This is a genomic window from Methylophaga lonarensis MPL (assembly GCF_000349205.1).
Taxonomy (GTDB): domain Bacteria; phylum Pseudomonadota; class Gammaproteobacteria; order Nitrosococcales; family Methylophagaceae; genus Methylophaga; species Methylophaga lonarensis.
The window spans coordinates 1-19847 of the sequence record NZ_APHR01000006.1 but is presented as its reverse complement, the minus strand read 5'-3'; the positions used below and the strand labels follow the sequence as shown (position 1 = coordinate 19847).

Genomic DNA, 19847 nt, shown 5'->3' with positions numbered 1-19847 from the left:
ATCAGTCCTGTTTCACCAAAGTACCGACATTCTTGCCGTAAATAATCCCTGTCAGATTGCCAGGTTGATGCACATCAAACACGCGAAGCGGCATCTTTTGTTCCTGACACATCACGACTGCGGTGGTATCCATGACCGCAAGGCGATTATTGATCACCTCATCGTAACTCAGAGTCTCATAGCGTTTGGCATCTGGATTCTTGCGTGGGTCTGAATCATAGACACCATCAACCTGTGTTGCCTTGAGCATTAGCTCAGCACCTATCTCAACCGCTCTGAGACTTGCCGCAGAATCGGTTGTGAAGAATGGATTGCCTGTGCCGGCAGCAAAAATCACCACTCGACCTTTTTCAAGATGTCGTATTGCACGACGTCTCAGGTAATCCTCACAGACTTCATGAATGCGAATGGCAGACATCACACGACAGAAGGTGCCATTACGTTCCAGCGCATCTTGAAGCGCAAGTGCATTCAACACAGTGGCCAGCATGCCCATGTGATCGGCACTGACACGGTCCATACCACTGGCGGCCAAGCCTGCACCACGAAAAATATTACCACCACCGATGACAATACCGAGCTCAACACCTTGAGCGTTGAGCTCGGATATTTCTTTTGCAAAGCGGGCGATGACTTCCGGCTGGATACCGTATTCCGCATCCCCCATAAGCGCTTCACCACTAAGTTTCAGCAGTACACGCTTGTAAACCGGTTTACCACCCGCCTCTGTCATCTTTTAGTTACCCCGTGCCTGAGCCATAACCTCTTCAGCAAAGTTATCGACTTTCTTCTCGATACCTTCACCCACTTCGAAACATTCAAATGTTTCAACGCTTGCATTGGCTTGCTTGACCAGTTTTTCAACAGTGATGTCTGGGTCTTTGACAAATGCCTGACCGAGCAAACTGATTTCGTTGACAAACTTGCTCATGCGGCCTTCGATCATTTTTTCAACGATTGCTTCTGGTTTGCCACTGTCACGTGCTTGTGTGGCCACAATATCACGCTCTTTAGCCAGCAGGTCTTCTGAAATTTGATCCGCAGAAATCGCTTGTGGACGGCTGGCAGCAACATGCATAGCCAAATCACGTGCCAGATCCAGATCATTGCCAGTCAGTTTGACCATAGTGCCGATACGGTCACCGTGACGGTAGGTACCGATAATGCCGTTGTCTGCTTCGAGCAGGACAAAGCGACGCACCTGGATGTTTTCACCAATTTTAGCGATCAGTGACTGACGAACCGAATCCACAGTATCACCGTTGCTGTTCAGCGGCAGTGCAAGCAAGGCTGCCAGATCAGCAGGCTTGGCTTCGAGGACTTTTTTTGCAAGTTGCGCGACGAAATTTACAAAGTCGTCAGCCTTGGCGACAAAGTCGGTTTCTGAGTTAACCTCAAGCATGACAGCTGCGGTGTTGCTGTCATTGCTTTCGATAGCGATAACACCCTCGGCTGCGACGCGGTCAGCTTTTTTGTCTGCTTTTGCCAGACCCGCTTTACGCATTGCTTCGATTGCTGCGTCGATGTCACCATTTGCCTCAACCAACGCTTTTTTGCATTCCATCATGCCGGAGCCGGTACGCTCGCGCAGTTCTTTCACTAAAGCTGCAGTAATTGCCATTTTTTTACCCTGTATTCTGAAATTTACCAGTCAGTGCAGCAATTTACCTGCTACACATACGACACAGGCCCGCCAAAGCAGCGAGCCTGTACGTTCAAGTTCTGTTGTTATTCAGCCGCTGCCGCAGTTTCTTCGGCAACTTCAACAAACTCTTCGCCTGCATCACCAGTGGTCACTGAAGCACGACCTTCGATGATGGCGTCTGCAATGTGCGCGGTGTACAAACGAATTGCACGCATTGAGTCGTCATTACCAGGAATGACATAGTCAACACCGTCAGGATTGCTGTTGGTATCAACTATTGCAATGACTGGAATGCCCAGCTTGTTGGCTTCCTGGATAGCAATACGCTCGTGGTCAACATCGATCACAAACAATGCATCTGGCAGACCACCCATCTTCTTGATACCGCCAATACTTTTTTCGAGTTTTTCCTGCTCACGAGTCAGGTTGAGAATTTCTTTTTTCTTCAAACCTTCAGTCTTGCCAGAATCGATCATGGTCTGAATAGCTTCAAGACGCTTAATTGACTGACGGACAGTTTGAAAGTTAGTCAGCATGCCACCCAACCAGCGACGGTTGACGTATGGCATACCTGCGCGTTCTGCATCTTCACGAATCGCATCTTGAGCCGCTCTTTTAGTGCCTACAAACAGAATGCGACCCTTTTTGGAAGCAAGTTTGCTGACGAAATTGAGTGCGTCGTTGAACATTGGCAGGCTGTGTTCAAGATTGACGATATGGATGTTGTTACGCTTGCCAAAAATGAAAGGACCCATTTTTGGGTTCCAGTAACGAGTTTGGTGACCGAAATGTACGCCTGCTTCAAGCATTTGGCGCATAGAAACTTTAGCCATGGTTATTTACCTGTGTAATTAAGTTGGGGTTTAGCCTCCGTGTACCCCAGCTCCCGACCCTGCAGTCAATGACTGAGAGCACCCCGGCAACTGTGTCGGCACACGTGTGTTTTTGCCTGTGTTAAAGGCGCGCATATTATTCCACAAAAGCCAGACAAAACAAAGCTGCCGATTCAATTGCGTAAATATGGGATTGCTGACTGGAGATAGCACGGGAATTACGGCACACTATCCGCTGACTATACAACAACCCACTCCCAGGAATCAGAATCTCGAATGGCTGTTACCATCAAATCTGCCGATGAAATAGAAAAAATGCGCACCGCAGGCAAGCTGGCTGCCGAGGTGCTTACCATGATCGGTCCTCATGTCAAAGCAGGAATCACCACTGACGAGCTGAATCAGATCTGTCACGAATACATCGTGAACGTACAAGATGCCATTCCAGCACCACTCAACTATCACGGTTTTCCAAAGTCGATTTGCACCTCCGTCAACCACGTCATCTGTCATGGCATCCCTGGAGACAAAAAACTCAAAGATGGCGATATCATCAATATCGACATCACAGTGATCAAAGATGGCTACCACGGCGATACCAGTAAAATGTTTCACATCGGTGAAACTTCTATTCTGGCCAAGAGACTATGTAAAGTCGCCCATGAAGCAATGATGCTGGGCATCGAAATGGTCAAGCCCGGTGTTCGCCTCGGCGATATTGGTCACGCTATTCAACAACATGCTGAAAAAGAAAACTTTTCAGTGGTCAGAGAATACTGTGGCCATGGCATCGGCAAGGTCTTTCACGAAGAACCACAAGTCTTGCACTACGGCACACCAGGCACAGGCATGGAGCTGAGGGCAGGCATGACCTTTACCATCGAACCCATGATCAACGCTGGTAAACGACATGTCAGACAACTCCCTGACGGCTGGACCGTAGTCACCAAGGATCGTTCACTATCTGCCCAATGGGAGCACACTGTGCTGGTGACTGATGATGGTTTTGAAATTTTAACTCTGAGGCAGGAAGAACAAGATTAAATGAGCACAGACACGGCTGACTCTATCTGGCATTTTCGTACTGAAGAAACACAGAGTTATCGTTCACTGTTGAAAGTGGCGCAACAGTCACTTAAAACCATGTTTTTTGAGCAACAAGCTGATATTGCAACGCTGGTTCGGCTGCAAGCTGACTACGTTGACGAAGTGTTGGAGAAAATATGGCAAGACAATATCGACTCAACGTTGCCCGTTACGCTGATAGCAGTTGGCGGATATGGTCGTCATGAATTGTTGCCGTGGTCAGATATCGACCTGCTCATCCTGCTCGATGAGAGTGTCAGTGAGCAACCGCCAGAAGGCTTGTCATCCTTTCTAACCCAACTCTGGGACACCGGCCTGGAAATTGGCCACAGTGTGAGAACCCTGGCCGAATGTCGCCATCAGGCCGAGCTGGATATCACCATCGCCACCAACCTGCTCGAAACTCGTTACCTGTGTGGTGATCAGGCATTATTCCAGGACTTGTTACAGCTCACCGTTTCCAACAAAACATGGGATACCCAGCTATTTTTTGAACGCAAACGCCAAGAGCAGTGGCAACGACATCAGAAGTACAACGATACCGCCAATAATCTTGAACCGAATATCAAGGAATCTCCAGGTGGTCTCAGGGATATTCAGGTCATTCAATGGGTCGCCCAGCAACACTTTGGGGTTAAGGATCTGGAGGGGCTGAGACAAAAAGGCTTCCTCGCTCAAAGCGAGTTTGATGCATTGCATAACGCTCAGCTCTTTCTGTGGAAAGTGCGTTTTGCTCTACATCATCTTGCTGGCCGCAAACAGGAAAAGCTGATGATCGATTATCAGCGCGAGCTGTCAAGGTTGCTCGGCTACACCGAAACTGAAAACCGTCGCGCTGTTGAACACTTCATGAAGGACTACTACCTCTGCGCCAGAGCGGTCGGCCAGATGAACGCGCTGTTACTGCAGCTATTTGAAGAAAACATCATTCTGGCAAATGAAGCTCGACAAATCTCCACGATCAATCGCCGTTTTCAGGCTCACAATGGTTACCTCGAAACCATCAATGCCGGTATTTTTGCCTATTACCCTTACGCATTGCTTGAGGTGTTCCTGATTCTGCAACAGCACCCTGAGTTGAAGGGGATTCGAGCCGCTACCATTCGCCAGATACATGCGCATTTGCATCTCATTGATGCTCGCTTCAGAGAAGATATCAAGAATCGAAGCCTGTTTATGGAACTGGTGCGGCAACCCAACGGGGTGAGTCATGAGTTTCGTCGTATGAACCAACTCGGCGTGCTCGGCGCCTATCTGCCGGAGTTTGGTCGCATCGTTGGCCAAATGCAGCATGACTTGTTTCATGCCTACACCGTCGACGAACACACTCTGTTTCTGGTGCGAAATCTGCGTCGCTTCTCAATCCCGGATCTGAGTAACGAATTTCCACTGTGCAGTGAAGTGTTCTATCAACTTCCGAAACCCGAACTGCTCTACATTGCCGGCATTTACCACGATATTGCTAAAGGCCGTGGCGGCGATCACAGCGTGCTGGGAGTCACCGATGCCCAACAGTTCTGCAAACGACATGGCCTGAGTGACTATGACACAGCGATTGTCAGTTTTCTGGTGCGTCACCATCTAGCCATGTCTTCAACGGCGCAACGTCAGGACATCGAAGATCCTGAAGTTGTCAAAGCCTTCGCAGAGCTAGTTCAAACAACCGAGCGACTTAACTATCTCTACCTGCTGACCGTTGCCGATATTCGCGCTACCAATAACAATCTCTGGAACAGTTGGCGTGACTCCTTGCTAAAACGCCTCTACCACAGCACACGCCAATGGCTGGAACACACGGAAGCACAAGCCAAAAGCACCCGGGAGAAAAGTTACAAAAAATACCAGCAAGCAATGCAAGAGCTGGTTGATGCCGGGTGTGCCCAGGCACAACTCAGCCAGCTATGGCAACCCTACAGTCTGGATTATTTTCTTCGCCATTCTGTGGATGAAATTGTCTGGCAAACCAGTCAACGACTGGCACAACCCGACTCGTCCACACTGGTTGCAATCCGGCCGCATGGCACAACTGATACTCTGGAGTTATTTATTTTCAGTGCCGACCGACGCGGACTGTTCGCTGACATGACCGCCTGCCTTGAGCAATTACAAATCAACATCCTCGATGCAAAGATCAACACCACTCGGGATGGTAATGCCTTGAATACCTTTGTCATTCATGCTCCGGCGCAGCGCATGCAAGACATCAGTAACGCTTTGCTCAAACAACTTGCCGACAATTCTCCGCACCCTGGCTATCAACCTCAACGAATTCCCAGAACCAGTCAGCTGTTTCGCACGGAGCCTGTGATCAAACTGGCTGATAATCCAGAGCAGAACCACTCAGTGCTTGAGTTGTATACGCACGATCGTCCTGGATTACTGTCGGCCGTCGCGCAAGTATTGCTGGCGCTTGATATTCAACTTATCAACGCCAAAATGACTACGCTAGGTGATCAGGTGGAAGATGTATTTTTCATCACCACCAGTGACGGTAAAGCCCTGACTAACGAGCAACAGGACTACCTGAAAACTAAACTCACCCAACAGTTATCGGCCAAACCTGAGTCATCAGCAACCTCAATCAGTTTCTAAACGCAAAACGCCGTGTGCATAAGCGCTTGAAGTTTGGCCAGAAATGCTTGAGACTTATCCTTAATCGGTAACTCAAGCCAAGGATACACTACACTGGCTCAGCTGATACAGTTCGTCAGTGTGGCTTGTCCACGTTTCTCGATTTCAGTAGTGAGGGACTCCATGGACCAGCAACAGTTATACAAAATCATGTACATCAGCTCAGCAAGTCCAAATATGAGTATTGAGGATTTGGACAGATTGCTGGACAAATGCCGCTTCAAAAATGCTCATTTCAATATCACCGGCTATCTGCTCCATCACAATGGCCGTTTTATTCAGTTGCTTGAAGGTAAAAAGATAAGCGTCGAGTACATCTACAACACTGTCAAGATTGATTCTAGACACAACAATCTCATTGAATTGTGCGCGGAACCTATCGATTCAAGAATGTTTCCGCATTGGGAAATGGGCTTTCAGCATCTGAGCGAACAACAAATTGCTGAGATCAGTAATGCGCATCAACTGTTCGGCAATGAAATGACATCCAGCGATATTGATCGGCTATGCCGCCGTGCGCGGGCTTTTTTTGAGGCTTTTGTGCGAAGTGTGGCGGTGGTCCATGATTACAATCAGCTTCGTGATGTCATGCTGAGAGTCTGACTGAAACCAGCCAAATTGAATAAAGGCCCCACAGTGTCGATGCGAACGGGGTTCTTGAACCATCAGGTTCAAGTGGAAACCATGGTGAATCTTTGGGCTTCCCGTCAAGCGGGCTTGCACTCCCGACTCAGTGCTGATCTCCTTAGCATTTGCTTATCGGCTCAAGACACACGATGTACGCTGTCGAGCACCGCAGGGTTAGTTATATGATACCTGATCACAAGCGGTACTTGTAACGGTTTTTAGAGCTCCAACTGTCGATCTTCATCAAGAAAAGCACTGACCCGTTCCTTGAGTTGCAAGATCTTGTTGTTTATTTTTTCGATATCCTGACCTTCGTCCTGCTGCAATGTGAGCAGTTCATGCGCCAAATTCAGCGCCGCCATCACCGCAACGCGATCCAGACCAACCACTTTACCCGTAGCTCGGATTTTTTCCATGTTCTGATGAACCATTCGAGCTGAGGCGATCAGAGCTTCTCGTTCTTCCTCAGGACAGGCAACCTGATACTCCTTGCCAAGGATACTGACTACAACCGGCACACTCATAATTCGTTATCCAGCTCTTTGAGGCGACTGACCATTTTTTCAATACGCCGACGCGCCGTATCCGTTTTTTCCAGCAACTGGGCTCTCTCGCTCAGCCACGCGGCCTGTTGCGATCTCAGTAGCATGTTTTCCTCGCGCAGCCGACGGCTTGCTCGCAACAGTTCATCTACTTGCTGTTCCAATTGTTGGATCGCGTTTTTATCCATTAATATGCGTTCAAAGCTGTGCGAAAATAATGCCTAACTATAGACGGGGCCCGTAGAGCGGGTCAACAACTGTCATAATATGTTTTTTTATTTCAGGTGCCAGATTAATGTCCGAACTGTATTTTCCCTCACTGTCTCCCGAGAACATGGCAGGTGATGGCCCATCTACCCAGGCAGAATTGCAAGGCGCACTGTGTGGATTGCTTTGCATGAATGCCAAGGCAAATCGTACCGACTGGTTTCGCCAGTTATTCGAGGATTTTCATCCTGGAGAAGACGAGATCAATGCCCTGACGCAACTTTTTGATCAGACAATTCAGGCACTTAACAGCCCGGAATACGATTTCAAACTGGCTTTCCCGGAAGACAGTTTTCCACTGGCTTCCAGACTGATTGCCATGGCCGACTGGTGTCAGGGATTGATTTATGGTCTGGGCGCATCCGGTCTGACCGATGAAACTGATCTGTCCGCAGATAGTCAGGAATATATCGTTGATGTCATCAAAATCAGCCAAATCGCCGATGTCGATTTGAGCAACGCTGATGAAGATGAAGCCAACTTTGAGGAACTGACCGAATATTTGCGCATGGGATTATTTGTCCTATACAGCGAACTTCAACCTGAAGATCCGACACAAAGCATCACTGAACACTAGGCCCTAAATGACTAAACCGGAATATCGTCGACGCAGAGCACGCCTTATGGAAATCATGGGGCCAGATTCTATTGCCATTCTGCCCAACTCACCGGTTGCTCCCCGCAATCGAGATGTGGATTATCCTTATCGCAGTGACAGTAATTTTTTCTATCTAAGCGGCTTTGATGAACCAGAATCGGTGATTGTACTGATTCCCGGAAGAGCGCATGGTGAGTTTCTGCTGTTTTGCCGCGAACGGGACTTGAGCAAGGAAATCTGGGACGGCTATCGCGCTGGCCAGGAAGGTGCCGTCCACAATTTTGCTGCGGATGATTCATACCCCATCACCGATCTTGACGATATTTTACCTGGGCTGATGGAGAACAAGGAAAAAGTCTATTACACCATGGGCAATCAGCCGTCTTTTGACCAGCGTATGGTCAATTGGCTGAATCATCTGCGTCAGGCTTCACGCAGTGGCAAGCATTCTCCAACAGAAATCATCGAGCTGGAACACTGCCTCAATGAATTGAGACTGTTCAAAAGCAGTCAGGAAATAAAAGCCATGAGACAGGCAGCCGATGCTTCCGTGGCAGCACATATCCGGGCAATGCAATTCACTCGACCTGGCCGCTGGGAATATGAAGTAGAGGCTGAACTCATCCATGAATTCATGCGTCACGGTTGTCGCTCCCCTGCCTATCCATCAATTGTGGGTGGTGGTGAAAATGGCTGCATCCTGCACTACATCGAAAACAACAAAAAACTCAAAAACAATGACTTACTGCTGATCGACGCTGGCGCAGAATACCAGTGCTATGCCGCAGACATCACCAGGACTTTTCCGGTTAATGGTAAATTCACCAAACCACAGCGTGATCTATACACGGTTGTTCTGGAAGCTCAAAAAGCAGCCATTGCTGCAGTGAAACCTGGCAATCACTGGAATCAGCCTCACGAAGTGGCGGTCGATATTCTCACCCAGGGACTTATCGATCTTGGACTGCTCAAAGGCAATCATGCACAGCTTGTCGAAGAAGAGGCTTACCGTGAGTTTTACATGCACCGAACCGGCCACTGGCTTGGCATGGATGTACACGATGTGGGTGACTATAAGGTCGGCGGTGAATGGCGACTGCTGGAACCCGGCATGGTGCTCACTATTGAGCCAGGTCTATATATTCGAAATCCAGAACATATCGACAGCAAATGGCACTTCACGGGTATTCGCATTGAAGACGACGTGCTGGTCACCAAAGAGGGGCATGAAGTGCTAACCTCAGGTGCGCCCAAAGAAATTGATGAGATTGAAGCCGTCATGGCCTGTGCCTGAGACAAAACAATGAAAACTACAGAGTTTGATGTTGTCATCGTTGGCGGCGGATTCGTCGGAGCAACACTTGCGCTGGCACTGCAGCAGACTTCGTTACGGGTGGCGCTTGTTGAGTCAGGCGCACTGGAAACGGATGGACAGCCCGGCTTTGATGATCGCGGCATCGCGCTGGCTTATGGATCTCAACGCATATTGCAAACATTGCAGCTCTGGCCAGACCTTGCGCAACATGCCTGCGAGATCCTCAATATCCATATTTCAGACAAAGGCCATTTTGGAGTTACCCGACTATCGGCTGCAGAGCTAGCTGTGCCGGCGCTGGGTCAAGTCATCACAGCCAAGGCCATGGGGCAGGTGCTTAACAAGCATCTGCTGGCAAGCACATCACTGAGTCTGTTTTGTCCTAACAGCGTCATCGCACTTGAAACAAACCTCCGTCAAGTAAACATCACACTTGATGATCAACGTCAGCTTAGTGCAAAACTAGTGGTTGCTGCGGATGGCCAGTTCTCACACATCAGGCAATTGCTTGATCTGGGAACACAACAGACCCGTTACGGACAAACGGCTATTACCGGCAATATTGTCTGTGAGAGGCCCCACAATCACCGAGCTTTTGAACGCTTTACCGACACCGGCCCAATCGCATTACTGCCCATGACTCAACAACGAATGAGTCTGGTGTGGACTGTCAAAGATGCTGACGTTGATTCCATTACGGCCATGGATGATGAACAGTTCCTGCAAAGCCTGCAGCAACGTTTTGGCTATCGACTGGGTAAATTTCTGCAAATCGGCGAGCGGCAGCATTATCCACTGAGTCTGATGCGCGTTGATGCACCCGTGCAACCCAGAACAGTGCTGATTGGCAATGCTGCACACAGTGTTCACCCGGTTGCCGGACAGGGATTTAATCTGGGTCTACGAGATGTCGCCGTACTGGCCGAAATGCTCGCCGAGCAGACCGGTGATTGTGGAGATGCACGCCTGCTACATGACTATCAACAACAACGACAGCCAGATCAGGACAAGGTCATCAACAATACCGACCGACTGGTGAAAATTTTCAGCAATCACAATCCAATACTCGGCCACGGGCGAGCTTCGGCGCTAAGCCTGCTTAATATGCTGCCGCCGTTAAAACATTGTCTGGCCAATACCAGTATGGGATTAGCTGGCCGTCAAGCCAAGCTCAGCAGAGGATTGCCACTGTGACAGAGCAATTCGATATCGTCATTGTTGGTGGCGGCATGGTAGGTGCTTCGCTGGCTCTCTTACTGGCCAAACACAACACATTGAAAATAGCTGTTGTCGAAAAAGCCCCACACCCGGCTATGGCATCAAACGGCCCGCCTCGCGTCAGTGCCATCAATCTGCATAGCCAGCAAATCCTCGAATCCATTGGCGTCTGGCAACAACTGGATCCGCAGAAAATCGGCCCTTATCAGCGCATGTCTATCTGGGAAAAAACGGACAGCTTGCTGGAATTCGAAGCTGCCGACTCAGGTTTGGCCTGGTTGGGTCACATTGTCGAAAACGATACTATCCAAAACTCGGCCATGCAGCTTTGCCAGCAACATCCTGATATTACGGTCTACTGCCCTGCTGTTCCGAGCACATTTGAAGACAATGTGTTGACCTTACAGGATGAGCTGAAGCTCACCGCTAAACTGTTTGTTGCCGCCGATGGAGCACAGTCTCAGATTCGCGATTGGGCAGGTATTCAAAGTCATGGCTGGGATTACCAGCAATCAGGATTAGTCTGTTCGGTACAGACAGCACAGTCGCATCAAATGACAGCCCGGCAGAAATTTATGCCGAGTGGCCCGCTGGCTTTTTTGCCGCTGAGAGATCCACACCAATGTTCCATTGTCTGGAGCTTACCCACCGCGCAAGCCGAACAAATGCTCGAACTCTCCGAATCCGAGTTTTCTGCCCTGCTGGAAAAAAATCTCGATAGTCAGCTCGGCAAAGTCAGTGTCATCAGTGCGCGCGCGGCTTTTCCTCTGAAACTTCGCCACAGTGAACGCTATGTGCAGCCGGGTTTGGCTCTGGTCGGTGATGCCGCTCACACCATACATCCACTGGCAGGACAAGGCGTGAATATTGGTTTGCTGGATGCACAAGCGCTGGCGGAGGTTGTCAATCAGGCAGCTCAATCCGGGCGCCAGATAGGCAGTCTGCACACGCTTGGCAAATATCAAAGACGTCGCCGGGCTGATAACCTGCTGATGCAGTTAAGCATGGATGGCTTTCATCGACTGTTTGGCTGCCAGCTACCGGGATTCTCCAAGTTGCGCAGCTTTGGCATGTCTCAATTACATAAACAGCAGACATTGAAAAACCTGCTGATACAGCATGCTGCCGGTCACAGAATATTCGGCAGCTGATCGCGGCTTATATCGGTAAAAACATTACCGTTGCTGTTTTGACCACCATCGTTTTAATCAAGCGTCCGGTCTTGTGTGAGATAATCTCGGCAAGATTATCCTGAGTCGCAATCATCTGCCCGAACAGGCGTTGATAACTCAAGTTACGCTGTTCATCCTCCAAGCTGTCACTCAATAACAACAAACGACCATCGGCATCACGTCGCTCGGCCAGCAACCAGGCTGCAATTTCGATATTACGGGCGCTATTGTAGAGTTTTTGCTCATCGGCCTGAGTCAGATAATAGAACTCGGTTCGATTGTCATAAGACGCCATCAGCATCCGTCGCAAACCGATGGTGAAAGCCAGCACACGATCACCTTCATAACTCGGCTCCAGTGATAACCGAATCAAATCAGTCGGATCAGCCATTTCCAACCCGGGAAAAACATGATCAAAGCGTTTGGCAAAAATTCTGTCGACGCTCTCGCGCGTATCACGAATATCTCGATCGTGACGCTCAGACGGGTTGCGCAAATACAGCTTGTACATCATCAGTTTCAGATCACTCATCAACCTTTGTTGATGAATTTCTATCACTTCATCGATATCACTTTTGGCAAACCGGGACAAACCCGATGAGCTCTGCTGAGCGCCGCTGCCACCATGACCGCCTTGTGTAGCACAGCCCGGTAGTATCAATAAAAAAATCAGCAGCAGACTACACCGACTCATCGACAATCCTCCCTGAATTATTACTCTCCAATGGCATGCTCGCCACTTGAACATATTGTTTAACCGCCGACGGCAAAGGATTATCTGTGCTGGCGGATTGCTGTGCTGACAGTGTGGCAAAAGCCCGAACAAATCTTACTTCACGGGCAGATGATTCATCGGTGATGGCATTGACCACCGACGTGGTGCTTCGGGTCTCGGTAGCTAAAGGTGTTTTTGAGACTACTTCCGGCTGATACACAACAGGAAGCTTGGCTGCCGTCTGTTTATCATTGACCCCGGCAACTGTCGCAGGCAGAAATACTGGATTATTGTTGATCTGCATCCGTCAGATTGGCTTTTTCTTCTGACGTTCGACTTCTGCGAGGTCGACGTTTCTTACTGTTTGCCTGCGTGTCGCGGCCATTTCTTGGTGGCCGGTGCTTCTCTGGCTTTACCGCAGGCAAAGGAGTTTCAAGCTGTTCATCACTACTGGCGGCTACCGGAAGTTTGTGTTTGATGTAACTCTCGATATCGGGAAGTGAAAATACGTATTCTTCGCAGGCAAAGCTGATAGCAACACCACTGGCACCAGCACGCGCCGTTCGCCCGGTTCGATGCACATAATCCTCTGGATCCTGAGGTAAATCGTAGTTGAATACATGACTCACCTCGGGAATATGCAAGCCCCTTGCCGCCACATCAGTAGCAACCAGGAAGGGAAAATCCCCATCCTGAAAGTGCTGCAACAACCGTTCACGTTTTTTCTGTGGCACATCGCCAGACAACAAAGCAGCCTTGTAGCCATTACCTTCAAGATAGCCCCAGACCTTTTCGGCAATATGCTTGGTGTTTACAAACACAATCGAGCGCAGCGGCTGAATACGCTTGGTTAGCGCCAGCAGCAGAGGAATTTTTTCTTCATTGGCCGGGTAATAGACCCATTCTTCGATGCGATCTCCGAGCATTTTTTCCGGCTCAACCCGAATTTTTTCTGGGTTGTTCATATGCTCATAGGCCAGCTCGGTCACCCGATAGCTGAGTGTTGCTGAAAACAGCATGCCGAGTCGCTGGCTGGGGTTGGGAATACGACGCAGAAAATATCGAATGTCCTTGATAAAGCCCAGATCAAACATTCGATCCGCTTCATCCAACACAATCGCCTGAATCTGCTTAAGGCTGAAAACATGTTGCCGGTGATAGTCCAGCAACCGTCCTGGAGTGCCGATCAAAATATCGCATCCCTGAGTAATCTGGTCTCGCTGACGCTGATAATCCTTACCGCCGTGCGCCAGCGCAATCCGCAACCCGGCACTTGAGTTGAGGATTTCAGCATCTTTGGCAATCTGGATGGCCAATTCACGCGTTGGGGCCAATATCAAGGCTCTGGGTTGTTTTTGCGGTTCAGCGCTATCTTCTAAAAGTCGTTGAAATGTCGCCAGCAGAAATGCAATGGTTTTTCCGGTTCCGGTCTGGGCCTGACCTGCAACATCACGCCCCGCCAACAACAAAGGAAGCGTTTGAGCTTGGATGGGTGTACAAAACTCAAAGCCGGCATGCGCCAGATCTTGCTGCAAATCAGAATGAAGTGGCAGCTCAGAAAATCTCTGTCCGGTCAGGTGTGTTGTCATAGAAATACTTGCATTACCGTTACTGATAGGAAAAAATGATAGCCACTATGGGTCGCCGTGAGTATAACGGCCCCGTACTTTATATACCACTGGAGATAAAAAATGAGCGAAAACGTCACCAACGTGACTGATGGCGACTTTGACAGTCAAGTATTGCAATCTGACTTGCCAGTGCTGGTTGACTACTGGGCTGAATGGTGCGGCCCGTGCAAAATGATCGCCCCGGTGCTCGAGGAAATTGGTGCTGAATACGCCGGCAAACTTAAAGTTTGCAAACTGAACATCGACGAGAACCCTGATACCCCACCTCGTTATGGCATTCGTGGCATTCCAACGCTGATGCTGTTCAAAGATGGTGAGGTTGAAGCCACAAAAGTCGGTGCATTAACCAAATCCCAACTTGCTGCCTTTCTGGACAGCAACATCTGATCTCCTTCACAGGTCGGCAACACGTTTGCCGACCTGTCCTTATATCCAGGTCTGTGATTTTTTTGACTCGGTCGGGTCTATGTTCCCAACATCCGACACAAGCACATGATCCTGTCGATACAATGCCTTCTCTCAATCGCGAATAATTACCTGCCCGATGGATGTTTCTGAACTACTCGATGATCTGAATAAGCCACAACGACAGGCAGTGGCAGCGCCACCGGGGCACGCCCGTATTCTGGCGGGTGCAGGTAGTGGTAAAACACGTGTTTTGGTCCATAGAATCGCCTGGTTGATTCAAGCTGAAGGCTTTGCGCCTGCCAACATTCTTGCTGTCACTTTTACCAATAAAGCTGCCGCTGAGATGCGTGGCCGAATTGAAAACATGCTGGGTTACCCCATCGGCGGCATGTGGGTTGGCACCTTTCATGGGCTAGCTCACCGGTTACTGCGTGCCCACTGGCAAGATGTCGATTTACCTCAGAGCTTTCAGATTCTGGATTCAGATGATCAGCTGCGCATGCTCAAACGAGTGATTCGCGCCATGGATCTTGATGAACAGCAATGGCCTGCCAAACAGGCCCAGTGGTTTATCAATGCACAAAAGGATGAAGGACTGCGTGCCAAGCATATTCAGGCCGGTCATGATCCCTACTCGCAAAAAATGCTTGCCATCTACGCGGCTTATGAATCTAGCTGCCAGCGAGCAGGCGTGGTGGACTTTGCAGAACTGCTGCTTCGCTGTCACGAACTCTGGCTGAAAAGACCCGATATTCTGGCCATTTATCAGCAACGATTTCGACAGATACTAGTCGATGAATTTCAGGATACCAACACGATTCAATATGCCTGGCTGCGCTTACTGGCGGGCGACAGCGGTCATTTGTTTATTGTTGGCGATGACGATCAGTCGATTTATGGCTGGCGTGGTGCCCGTATCGAAAATATTCAGAAATTCCATCAGGACTACCCTGACGCAGACACCATTCGGCTGGAGCAAAACTACCGTTCTACCGGCAATATTCTTGCCGCGGCCAATGCGGTCATCGCCAATAATCGCGAACGTCTTGGCAAGGCTCTCTGGACCGAAGATGCTGATGGTGAACAGGTTCAGCTCTATCACGCCTACAACGAACGTGATGAAGCAGCCTTTATTGTTCAGCAAATTGCAGAATGGATTCAACAAGGCGGACAACGCTCTGAAACAGCCGTTCTGTATCGCTCCAATGCACAATCAAGGGTGATTGAAGAAGCATTGCTGCAGGCCAATATGCCCTATCGGGTCTATGGCGGACTGCGTTTTTTTGAACGCGCCGAAATCAAAGACGTGTTGGCCTATTTACGTTTGATTGCCAATCGACTCGACGATGCTGCCTTTGAACGCGTCGTCAATACACCGACTCGAGGCATTGGCGCGGCCACCATGGGGCAATGTCGGCAACATGCCCGAGAGCTCAATCTTTCACTGTGGCAAGCAGCCACAGAAATGCTTCAGGAAAAACGTTTACCAGCCAGAGCGGCCAATGCACTGAATCAATTTCTTACGCTGGTGGACTCACTGACACCTGTCGATTCGTCGATTACCTTGCACGAACTCACTGCATTAGTGATTGACGAGTCCGGCTTAAGAAGCTTTTTTGGCAAGGACAGTTCAGAAAAAGGTCAGGGGCGAATCGAGAACCTTGATGAGCTTATTAACGCAACCCGCGAATTCACGGCGCCTGAAGAGGCCGAGGCAATGACACCACTGGATGCCTTCCTGTCACATGCAGCGCTGGAAGCAGGTGAAAATCAGGGAAATAAATGGGACGACTGTGTACAGCTGATGACCTTGCACTCCGCCAAAGGCCTCGAATTTCCACTGGTATTCATGCCTGGCATGGAAGAAGGTTTGTTTCCGGGACAAAAGTCCATTGATGATCCGGCAAGACTGGCCGAAGAGCGCCGCCTTTGCTATGTCGGCATGACCCGTGCCCGTCAGCGACTGACACTGCTCTATACTGAAAACCGTTTCCTGTATGGACAGGGAATGCTGCAACGCCCGTCACGGTTCATCAGTGAAATACCGGCTGAACAACTCCACGAAGTCAGAGCCCGCCAGCATTCCAGCCACACAGGCCTCGCCGCCAAAGCGAACACTGACAGTAGTCTGAGCGACATTCGTCAGGGACAGCAGGTCATGCACACCAAGTTTGGTCCTGGCGTTATTATTGACAGTGAAGGCACGGGCAGCCATGCTCGCGTTCAGGTAAATTTCAAACATGCTGGCACCAAATGGTTGGTACTGGCCTATGCCAAGCTCGAATTTTTGTGATTGCAGGATACTGTCAATGTTGAAAACCCTGTTTAAACGATACTTTTTTATCATGGCTCTCGGTGTTATCACGACGCTCGGCTTGACCGCCTGTGGTGCTCCTGGCACCAGTGCTTTTGATGATGATATCGACATGAGCAAAGTTTATCGCTGGAAAATGGTCACCGCCTGGCCGCCCGGATTCCCGGTGTTGCAGGAAGGTGCTGAGCGCTTTGCCGAGAATCTGCGAGTGATGTCTAACGGCAGGCTCGATATTCGTGTCTATGCCGGTGGTGAACTCATTCCAGCCTTGCAGACCTTTGATGCTGTCTCACAAGGCACCATCGAAATGGGTCATAGCAGTGCCTATTACTGGGCCGGTAAGGTTCCAGAAGCGCAGTTTTTCTCAACCGTTCCATTTGGCATGACCGCGCGAGGCATGAATGCCTGGCTGTATCACGGTGGTGGACTGGAGCTTTGGGAGGAAGTCTATGCCCCGTTCAATATCGTGCCAATGCCCATCGGTAACACCGGTTTTCAAATGGGCGGCTGGTTCAATAAAAAAATCAACTCAATTGACGACCTGCAAGGTCTGAAAATGCGTATTCCTGGGCTTGGCGGCAAAGTGTTTGCCAGAGCAGGCGGAAATCCGGTGCTGCTAGCTGGCAGTGAAGTCTATATGGCGCTGGAACGCAACAATATCGATGCTGCCGAATGGATAGCGCCCTATCACGATGTCCGGCTTGGATTGCACCGGGCAGCCAAGTTTTACTACTACCCAGGCTGGCAGGAACCTGGTCCAGTGCTGGAATTAATGATCAACAAACACGCCTGGGACAGCCTGCCAAGTGACTTGCAGGCGCTGGTTCGCACTGCCGCCATGGCCGAAAACACCCGCAGCCATGCCGAAATGGAATATCACAACATGGCAGCACTGGCGGAGTTACGTAAACGTCAGGACATTGAAATATTGCCTTTCCCGCACGAAGTCTTGCAAAAACTGCATACGCTGACCGACGAAGCCCTGCAGGAAGAAGCTGCCAACAATCCAAGATTCAAGCGAGTCTATGAAGCCTACCAGGCATTTATGGAAGCTGATGAGGATTGGTCAAACATCTCTGAAAGTGCTTTCCTGAACCTGAAATAATGATTTATCTGATTTTCAGTCGAGAAGGCTACGATTCCATCCAGGCAGCGCTGTTGGAACAACAAGCAGCGCTGTGGCTCAATCCTGAACTGTTGCAGCCAGAGGAGATCGCGCAACTGACCACACACGGCATCGATGTTCAATTATTACCGGAATCAGTAAAACCCGGCGATGAAAAAGCAATGTTGGCCGCACTTGATTACGTCGAACAACACGGCAATGACCCAGACATCATGGTTGAATACCTCTAATGAAACTGCTGATTACCACCGTTATTTTTTTATTTGCTCTGCCAGTTCAGCTTCTGGCATCCGACTGGCAATCCGCCACGATTGAGCTTGAACAGCCTGCAGAAATTATCGTTTACCGAAGCCCGGACTGCGTTTGCTGTCACAAATGGATCGACCATCTCGAACAGCATCAATTCAGCGTCATTGATGAACTCAGACATGACATGTTCTCAGTCAAGCAGGAACTTGGCCTGCCATTGCATGTAGCCTCATGTCATACCGCCGTGGTGAATGGTTATTTGATTGAAGGCCATGTGCCTGCGGACGATATCAAACGCCTGATTCGCGATGCCCCCACCTCAATCAAAGCGCTGTCAGTACCAGAAATGCCAGTTGGTACACCGGGTATGGAAATGGGCGCCCGCAAAGATGATTTTGCGGTGATCGCCATAGATCACCATGACCAAAGCAGTATTTACAACGTATACACCGTCAATCCTTTCACCATGAACTATCAGTCTGCCCTTGCAGACACTGATTAATCTGCATGGAGCTTTTGCTGGTCCTTGCGCGGATTGGTTCCGCTGCGGTTGCCAATGTATTTCAGAAACAATTAGCCAACAATAAACTGCACCCGCTGTTTATTGTCATGAGTAGTTATGGCTTATTGACACTGTTCTGCCTGCCACTGCTCTGGTGGCTACCCATTGCCTCGCTTGATAGCACGTTTTGGCTAAACATCATCCTGGCTGCCATGCTGGATATGGCAGGCACACTTTTTTTGGTGATGTCCTTATCACGCACCGATTTATCAGTATTCGGGCCACTCAACGCTTATAAAGTAGTGATTTCAATGCTGCTGGCGATGCTGCTGCTCAATGAAATCCCCAACCTGCAAGGACTGATTGGTGTGCTGATTATCATTGGCGGCAGCTTTTTGTTGATGCCCGCCAGCAGCACAGCCTCGGGCAACAGGATCTGGCAGTTACTCAGTGACCGTGGCGTGCAATATCGCTTCCTGTCGATTGCACTGTTCTCCATTGGCACTTTACCGTTGAAAAATGCCGTCGTCAGCGGTGGTGCGCTGGCAACAACTGTTTTCTGGTGCCTGTTTGGTCTGCCCCTGGCAGTGCTTGTTTATCAGTGTTTTTCGTCCCATTCGTGGCGCAATGACACTATTCATTTTGCTCAGCAACGCTATGCTTTGCTTGGATTAGCCATGCTAATTCTGGTCATGCAGTTCACCACGCTGCTGTTATTGTCAAAAATGTTGATAGCCTATGCGCTGGCCCTGTTTCAGCTAAGCATGGTGTTGCAAGTATTTCTGGGGGCCAGAATCTTCCGCGAAGCACATTTTCGCAGCCGAATGATGGCTTGTCTGGTGATGGTGATGGGCAGTCTGCTGGTACTTTATGCCTGAGCCTCATTGAGTTCGGTCAAGGTCAGGGCAGGTTGAAAAACAGAGATTTTTTGCCTCTGRCACTGTTATGATTTTCTGATTATCCGCCTC

At 49.6% G+C, this 19847-nt stretch carries 20 protein-coding genes, 1 other RNA gene and 1 pseudogene; 13 read left to right on the top strand and 9 right to left on the bottom strand.

Annotation, left to right across the window (positions count from 1 at the left end; translation table 11 throughout):
- Nucleotide 1 precedes the first annotated feature (1 nt).
- From pyrH to rpsB, 3 genes are all read right to left on the bottom strand, one after another.
- Nucleotides 2-733 carry a UMP kinase gene (gene pyrH, locus MPL1_RS01330; RefSeq protein ID WP_009725331.1) on the bottom strand — a complete coding sequence of 244 codons (732 nt, stop codon included), beginning with the start codon at nt 731-733 and terminating at the stop codon, nt 2-4.
- Between the two features lie 3 nt (nt 734-736).
- The gene (tsf, locus tag MPL1_RS01325; protein ID WP_009725330.1) at nt 737-1621 is read right to left on the bottom strand and encodes a translation elongation factor Ts; all 885 of its coding nucleotides are present in this window, start codon (nt 1619-1621) and stop codon (nt 737-739) included.
- 107 nt (nt 1622-1728) lie between these two features.
- The gene (rpsB, locus tag MPL1_RS01320; protein ID WP_009725329.1) at nt 1729-2478 is read right to left on the bottom strand and encodes a 30S ribosomal protein S2; all 750 of its coding nucleotides are present in this window, start codon (nt 2476-2478) and stop codon (nt 1729-1731) included.
- A 261-nt stretch (nt 2479-2739) separates the two neighbouring features.
- Between rpsB and map the strand changes: the two are divergent.
- From map to MPL1_RS01305, 3 genes and pseudogenes are all read left to right on the top strand, one after another.
- Nucleotides 2740-3522, top strand: a pseudogene (map, locus tag MPL1_RS01315) (type I methionyl aminopeptidase); the annotation flags it as partial.
- Nucleotides 3523-6156, top strand: coding sequence for a [protein-PII] uridylyltransferase (glnD, locus tag MPL1_RS01310; protein ID WP_009725327.1), 2634 nt, complete (start codon nt 3523-3525; stop codon nt 6154-6156).
- A 162-nt stretch (nt 6157-6318) separates the two neighbouring features.
- A complete protein-coding gene (locus MPL1_RS01305) occupies nt 6319-6798 on the top strand; it encodes a BLUF domain-containing protein (protein ID WP_009725326.1) in 480 nt (159 codons plus the stop codon).
- 21 nt (nt 6799-6819) lie between these two features.
- Here the strand turns inward: MPL1_RS01305 and ssrS are convergent.
- The 3 genes from ssrS to MPL1_RS01295 all read right to left on the bottom strand — a co-directional run bounded on the left by ssrS (nt 6820) and on the right by MPL1_RS01295 (nt 7552).
- Nucleotides 6820-7000, bottom strand: a non-coding RNA gene (ssrS, locus tag MPL1_RS13355) — 6S RNA.
- 40 nt (nt 7001-7040) lie between these two features.
- Nucleotides 7041-7346: a cell division protein ZapA gene (locus MPL1_RS01300; RefSeq protein WP_009725325.1), complete on the bottom strand. Its 306-nt coding sequence runs from the start codon at nt 7344-7346 to the stop codon at nt 7041-7043.
- Nucleotides 7343-7552 (bottom strand): TIGR02449 family protein, encoded by a 210-nt coding sequence (locus MPL1_RS01295; RefSeq protein ID WP_009725324.1) that lies wholly within the window; start codon nt 7550-7552, stop codon nt 7343-7345. Before MPL1_RS01295 ends, MPL1_RS01300 begins: the two co-directional genes overlap by 4 nt.
- Nucleotides 7553-7659: 107 nt before the next feature.
- Between MPL1_RS01295 and MPL1_RS01290 the strand changes: the two genes are divergently transcribed.
- The 4 genes from MPL1_RS01290 to MPL1_RS01275 are packed head-to-tail and all read left to right on the top strand — an operon-like array spanning nt 7660 to nt 11913.
- Nucleotides 7660-8208 (top strand): UPF0149 family protein, encoded by a 549-nt coding sequence (locus MPL1_RS01290; RefSeq protein WP_009725323.1) that lies wholly within the window; start codon nt 7660-7662, stop codon nt 8206-8208.
- A 7-nt stretch (nt 8209-8215) separates the two neighbouring features.
- Entirely contained in the window at nt 8216-9523 is a 1308-nt protein-coding gene (gene pepP, locus MPL1_RS01285) for a Xaa-Pro aminopeptidase (RefSeq protein WP_040576751.1), read from the top strand.
- 9 nt (nt 9524-9532) lie between these two features.
- Nucleotides 9533-10738: a 2-octaprenyl-6-methoxyphenyl hydroxylase gene (ubiH, locus tag MPL1_RS01280; protein ID WP_009725321.1), complete on the top strand. Its 1206-nt coding sequence runs from the start codon at nt 9533-9535 to the stop codon at nt 10736-10738.
- The gene (locus MPL1_RS01275) at nt 10735-11913 is read left to right on the top strand and encodes a UbiH/UbiF/VisC/COQ6 family ubiquinone biosynthesis hydroxylase (protein ID WP_009725320.1); all 1179 of its coding nucleotides are present in this window, start codon (nt 10735-10737) and stop codon (nt 11911-11913) included. The genes ubiH and MPL1_RS01275 overlap by 4 nt, the downstream gene beginning before the upstream one ends.
- Nucleotides 11914-11920: 7 nt before the next feature.
- Here MPL1_RS01275 and MPL1_RS01270 read toward each other — a convergent pair whose 3' ends face one another.
- From MPL1_RS01270 to rhlB, 3 genes are read right to left on the bottom strand one after another with little or no spacing between them, the layout of a single operon-like run.
- Complete coding sequence (locus MPL1_RS01270; protein WP_009725319.1) at nt 11921-12628, bottom strand: hypothetical protein; 708 nt, start codon at nt 12626-12628, stop codon at nt 11921-11923.
- Nucleotides 12615-12953 (bottom strand): hypothetical protein, encoded by a 339-nt coding sequence (locus MPL1_RS01265; RefSeq protein ID WP_009725318.1) that lies wholly within the window; start codon nt 12951-12953, stop codon nt 12615-12617. The genes MPL1_RS01270 and MPL1_RS01265 overlap by 14 nt, the downstream gene beginning before the upstream one ends.
- On the bottom strand, nt 12937-14238 hold the full coding sequence (gene rhlB / locus MPL1_RS01260) for an ATP-dependent RNA helicase RhlB (RefSeq protein ID WP_009725317.1): 1302 nt from the start codon (nt 14236-14238) through the stop codon (nt 12937-12939). The genes MPL1_RS01265 and rhlB overlap by 17 nt, the downstream gene beginning before the upstream one ends.
- Nucleotides 14239-14340: 102 nt before the next feature.
- Here rhlB and trxA point away from each other — a divergent pair, with 102 nt between their 5' ends.
- The 6 genes from trxA to MPL1_RS01230 all read left to right on the top strand — a co-directional run bounded on the left by trxA (nt 14341) and on the right by MPL1_RS01230 (nt 19757).
- Complete coding sequence (gene trxA / locus MPL1_RS01255; RefSeq protein ID WP_009725316.1) at nt 14341-14667, top strand: thioredoxin TrxA; 327 nt, start codon at nt 14341-14343, stop codon at nt 14665-14667.
- A 157-nt stretch (nt 14668-14824) separates the two neighbouring features.
- Entirely contained in the window at nt 14825-16981 is a 2157-nt protein-coding gene (gene uvrD, locus MPL1_RS01250) for a DNA helicase II (RefSeq protein ID WP_009725315.1), read from the top strand.
- A 16-nt stretch (nt 16982-16997) separates the two neighbouring features.
- Nucleotides 16998-18107 carry a TRAP transporter substrate-binding protein gene (locus MPL1_RS01245; protein WP_009725314.1) on the top strand — a complete coding sequence of 370 codons (1110 nt, stop codon included), beginning with the start codon at nt 16998-17000 and terminating at the stop codon, nt 18105-18107.
- Nucleotides 18107-18358: a hypothetical protein gene (locus MPL1_RS01240; RefSeq protein WP_009725313.1), complete on the top strand. Its 252-nt coding sequence runs from the start codon at nt 18107-18109 to the stop codon at nt 18356-18358. The genes MPL1_RS01245 and MPL1_RS01240 overlap by 1 nt, the downstream gene beginning before the upstream one ends.
- Complete coding sequence (locus tag MPL1_RS01235; RefSeq protein WP_009725312.1) at nt 18358-18879, top strand: DUF411 domain-containing protein; 522 nt, start codon at nt 18358-18360, stop codon at nt 18877-18879. Before MPL1_RS01240 ends, MPL1_RS01235 begins: the two co-directional genes overlap by 1 nt.
- A gap of 5 nt (nt 18880-18884) precedes the next feature.
- A complete protein-coding gene (locus tag MPL1_RS01230; RefSeq protein ID WP_009725311.1) occupies nt 18885-19757 on the top strand; it encodes an EamA family transporter in 873 nt (290 codons plus the stop codon).
- The last annotated feature ends 90 nt before the right edge of the window (nt 19758-19847 follow it).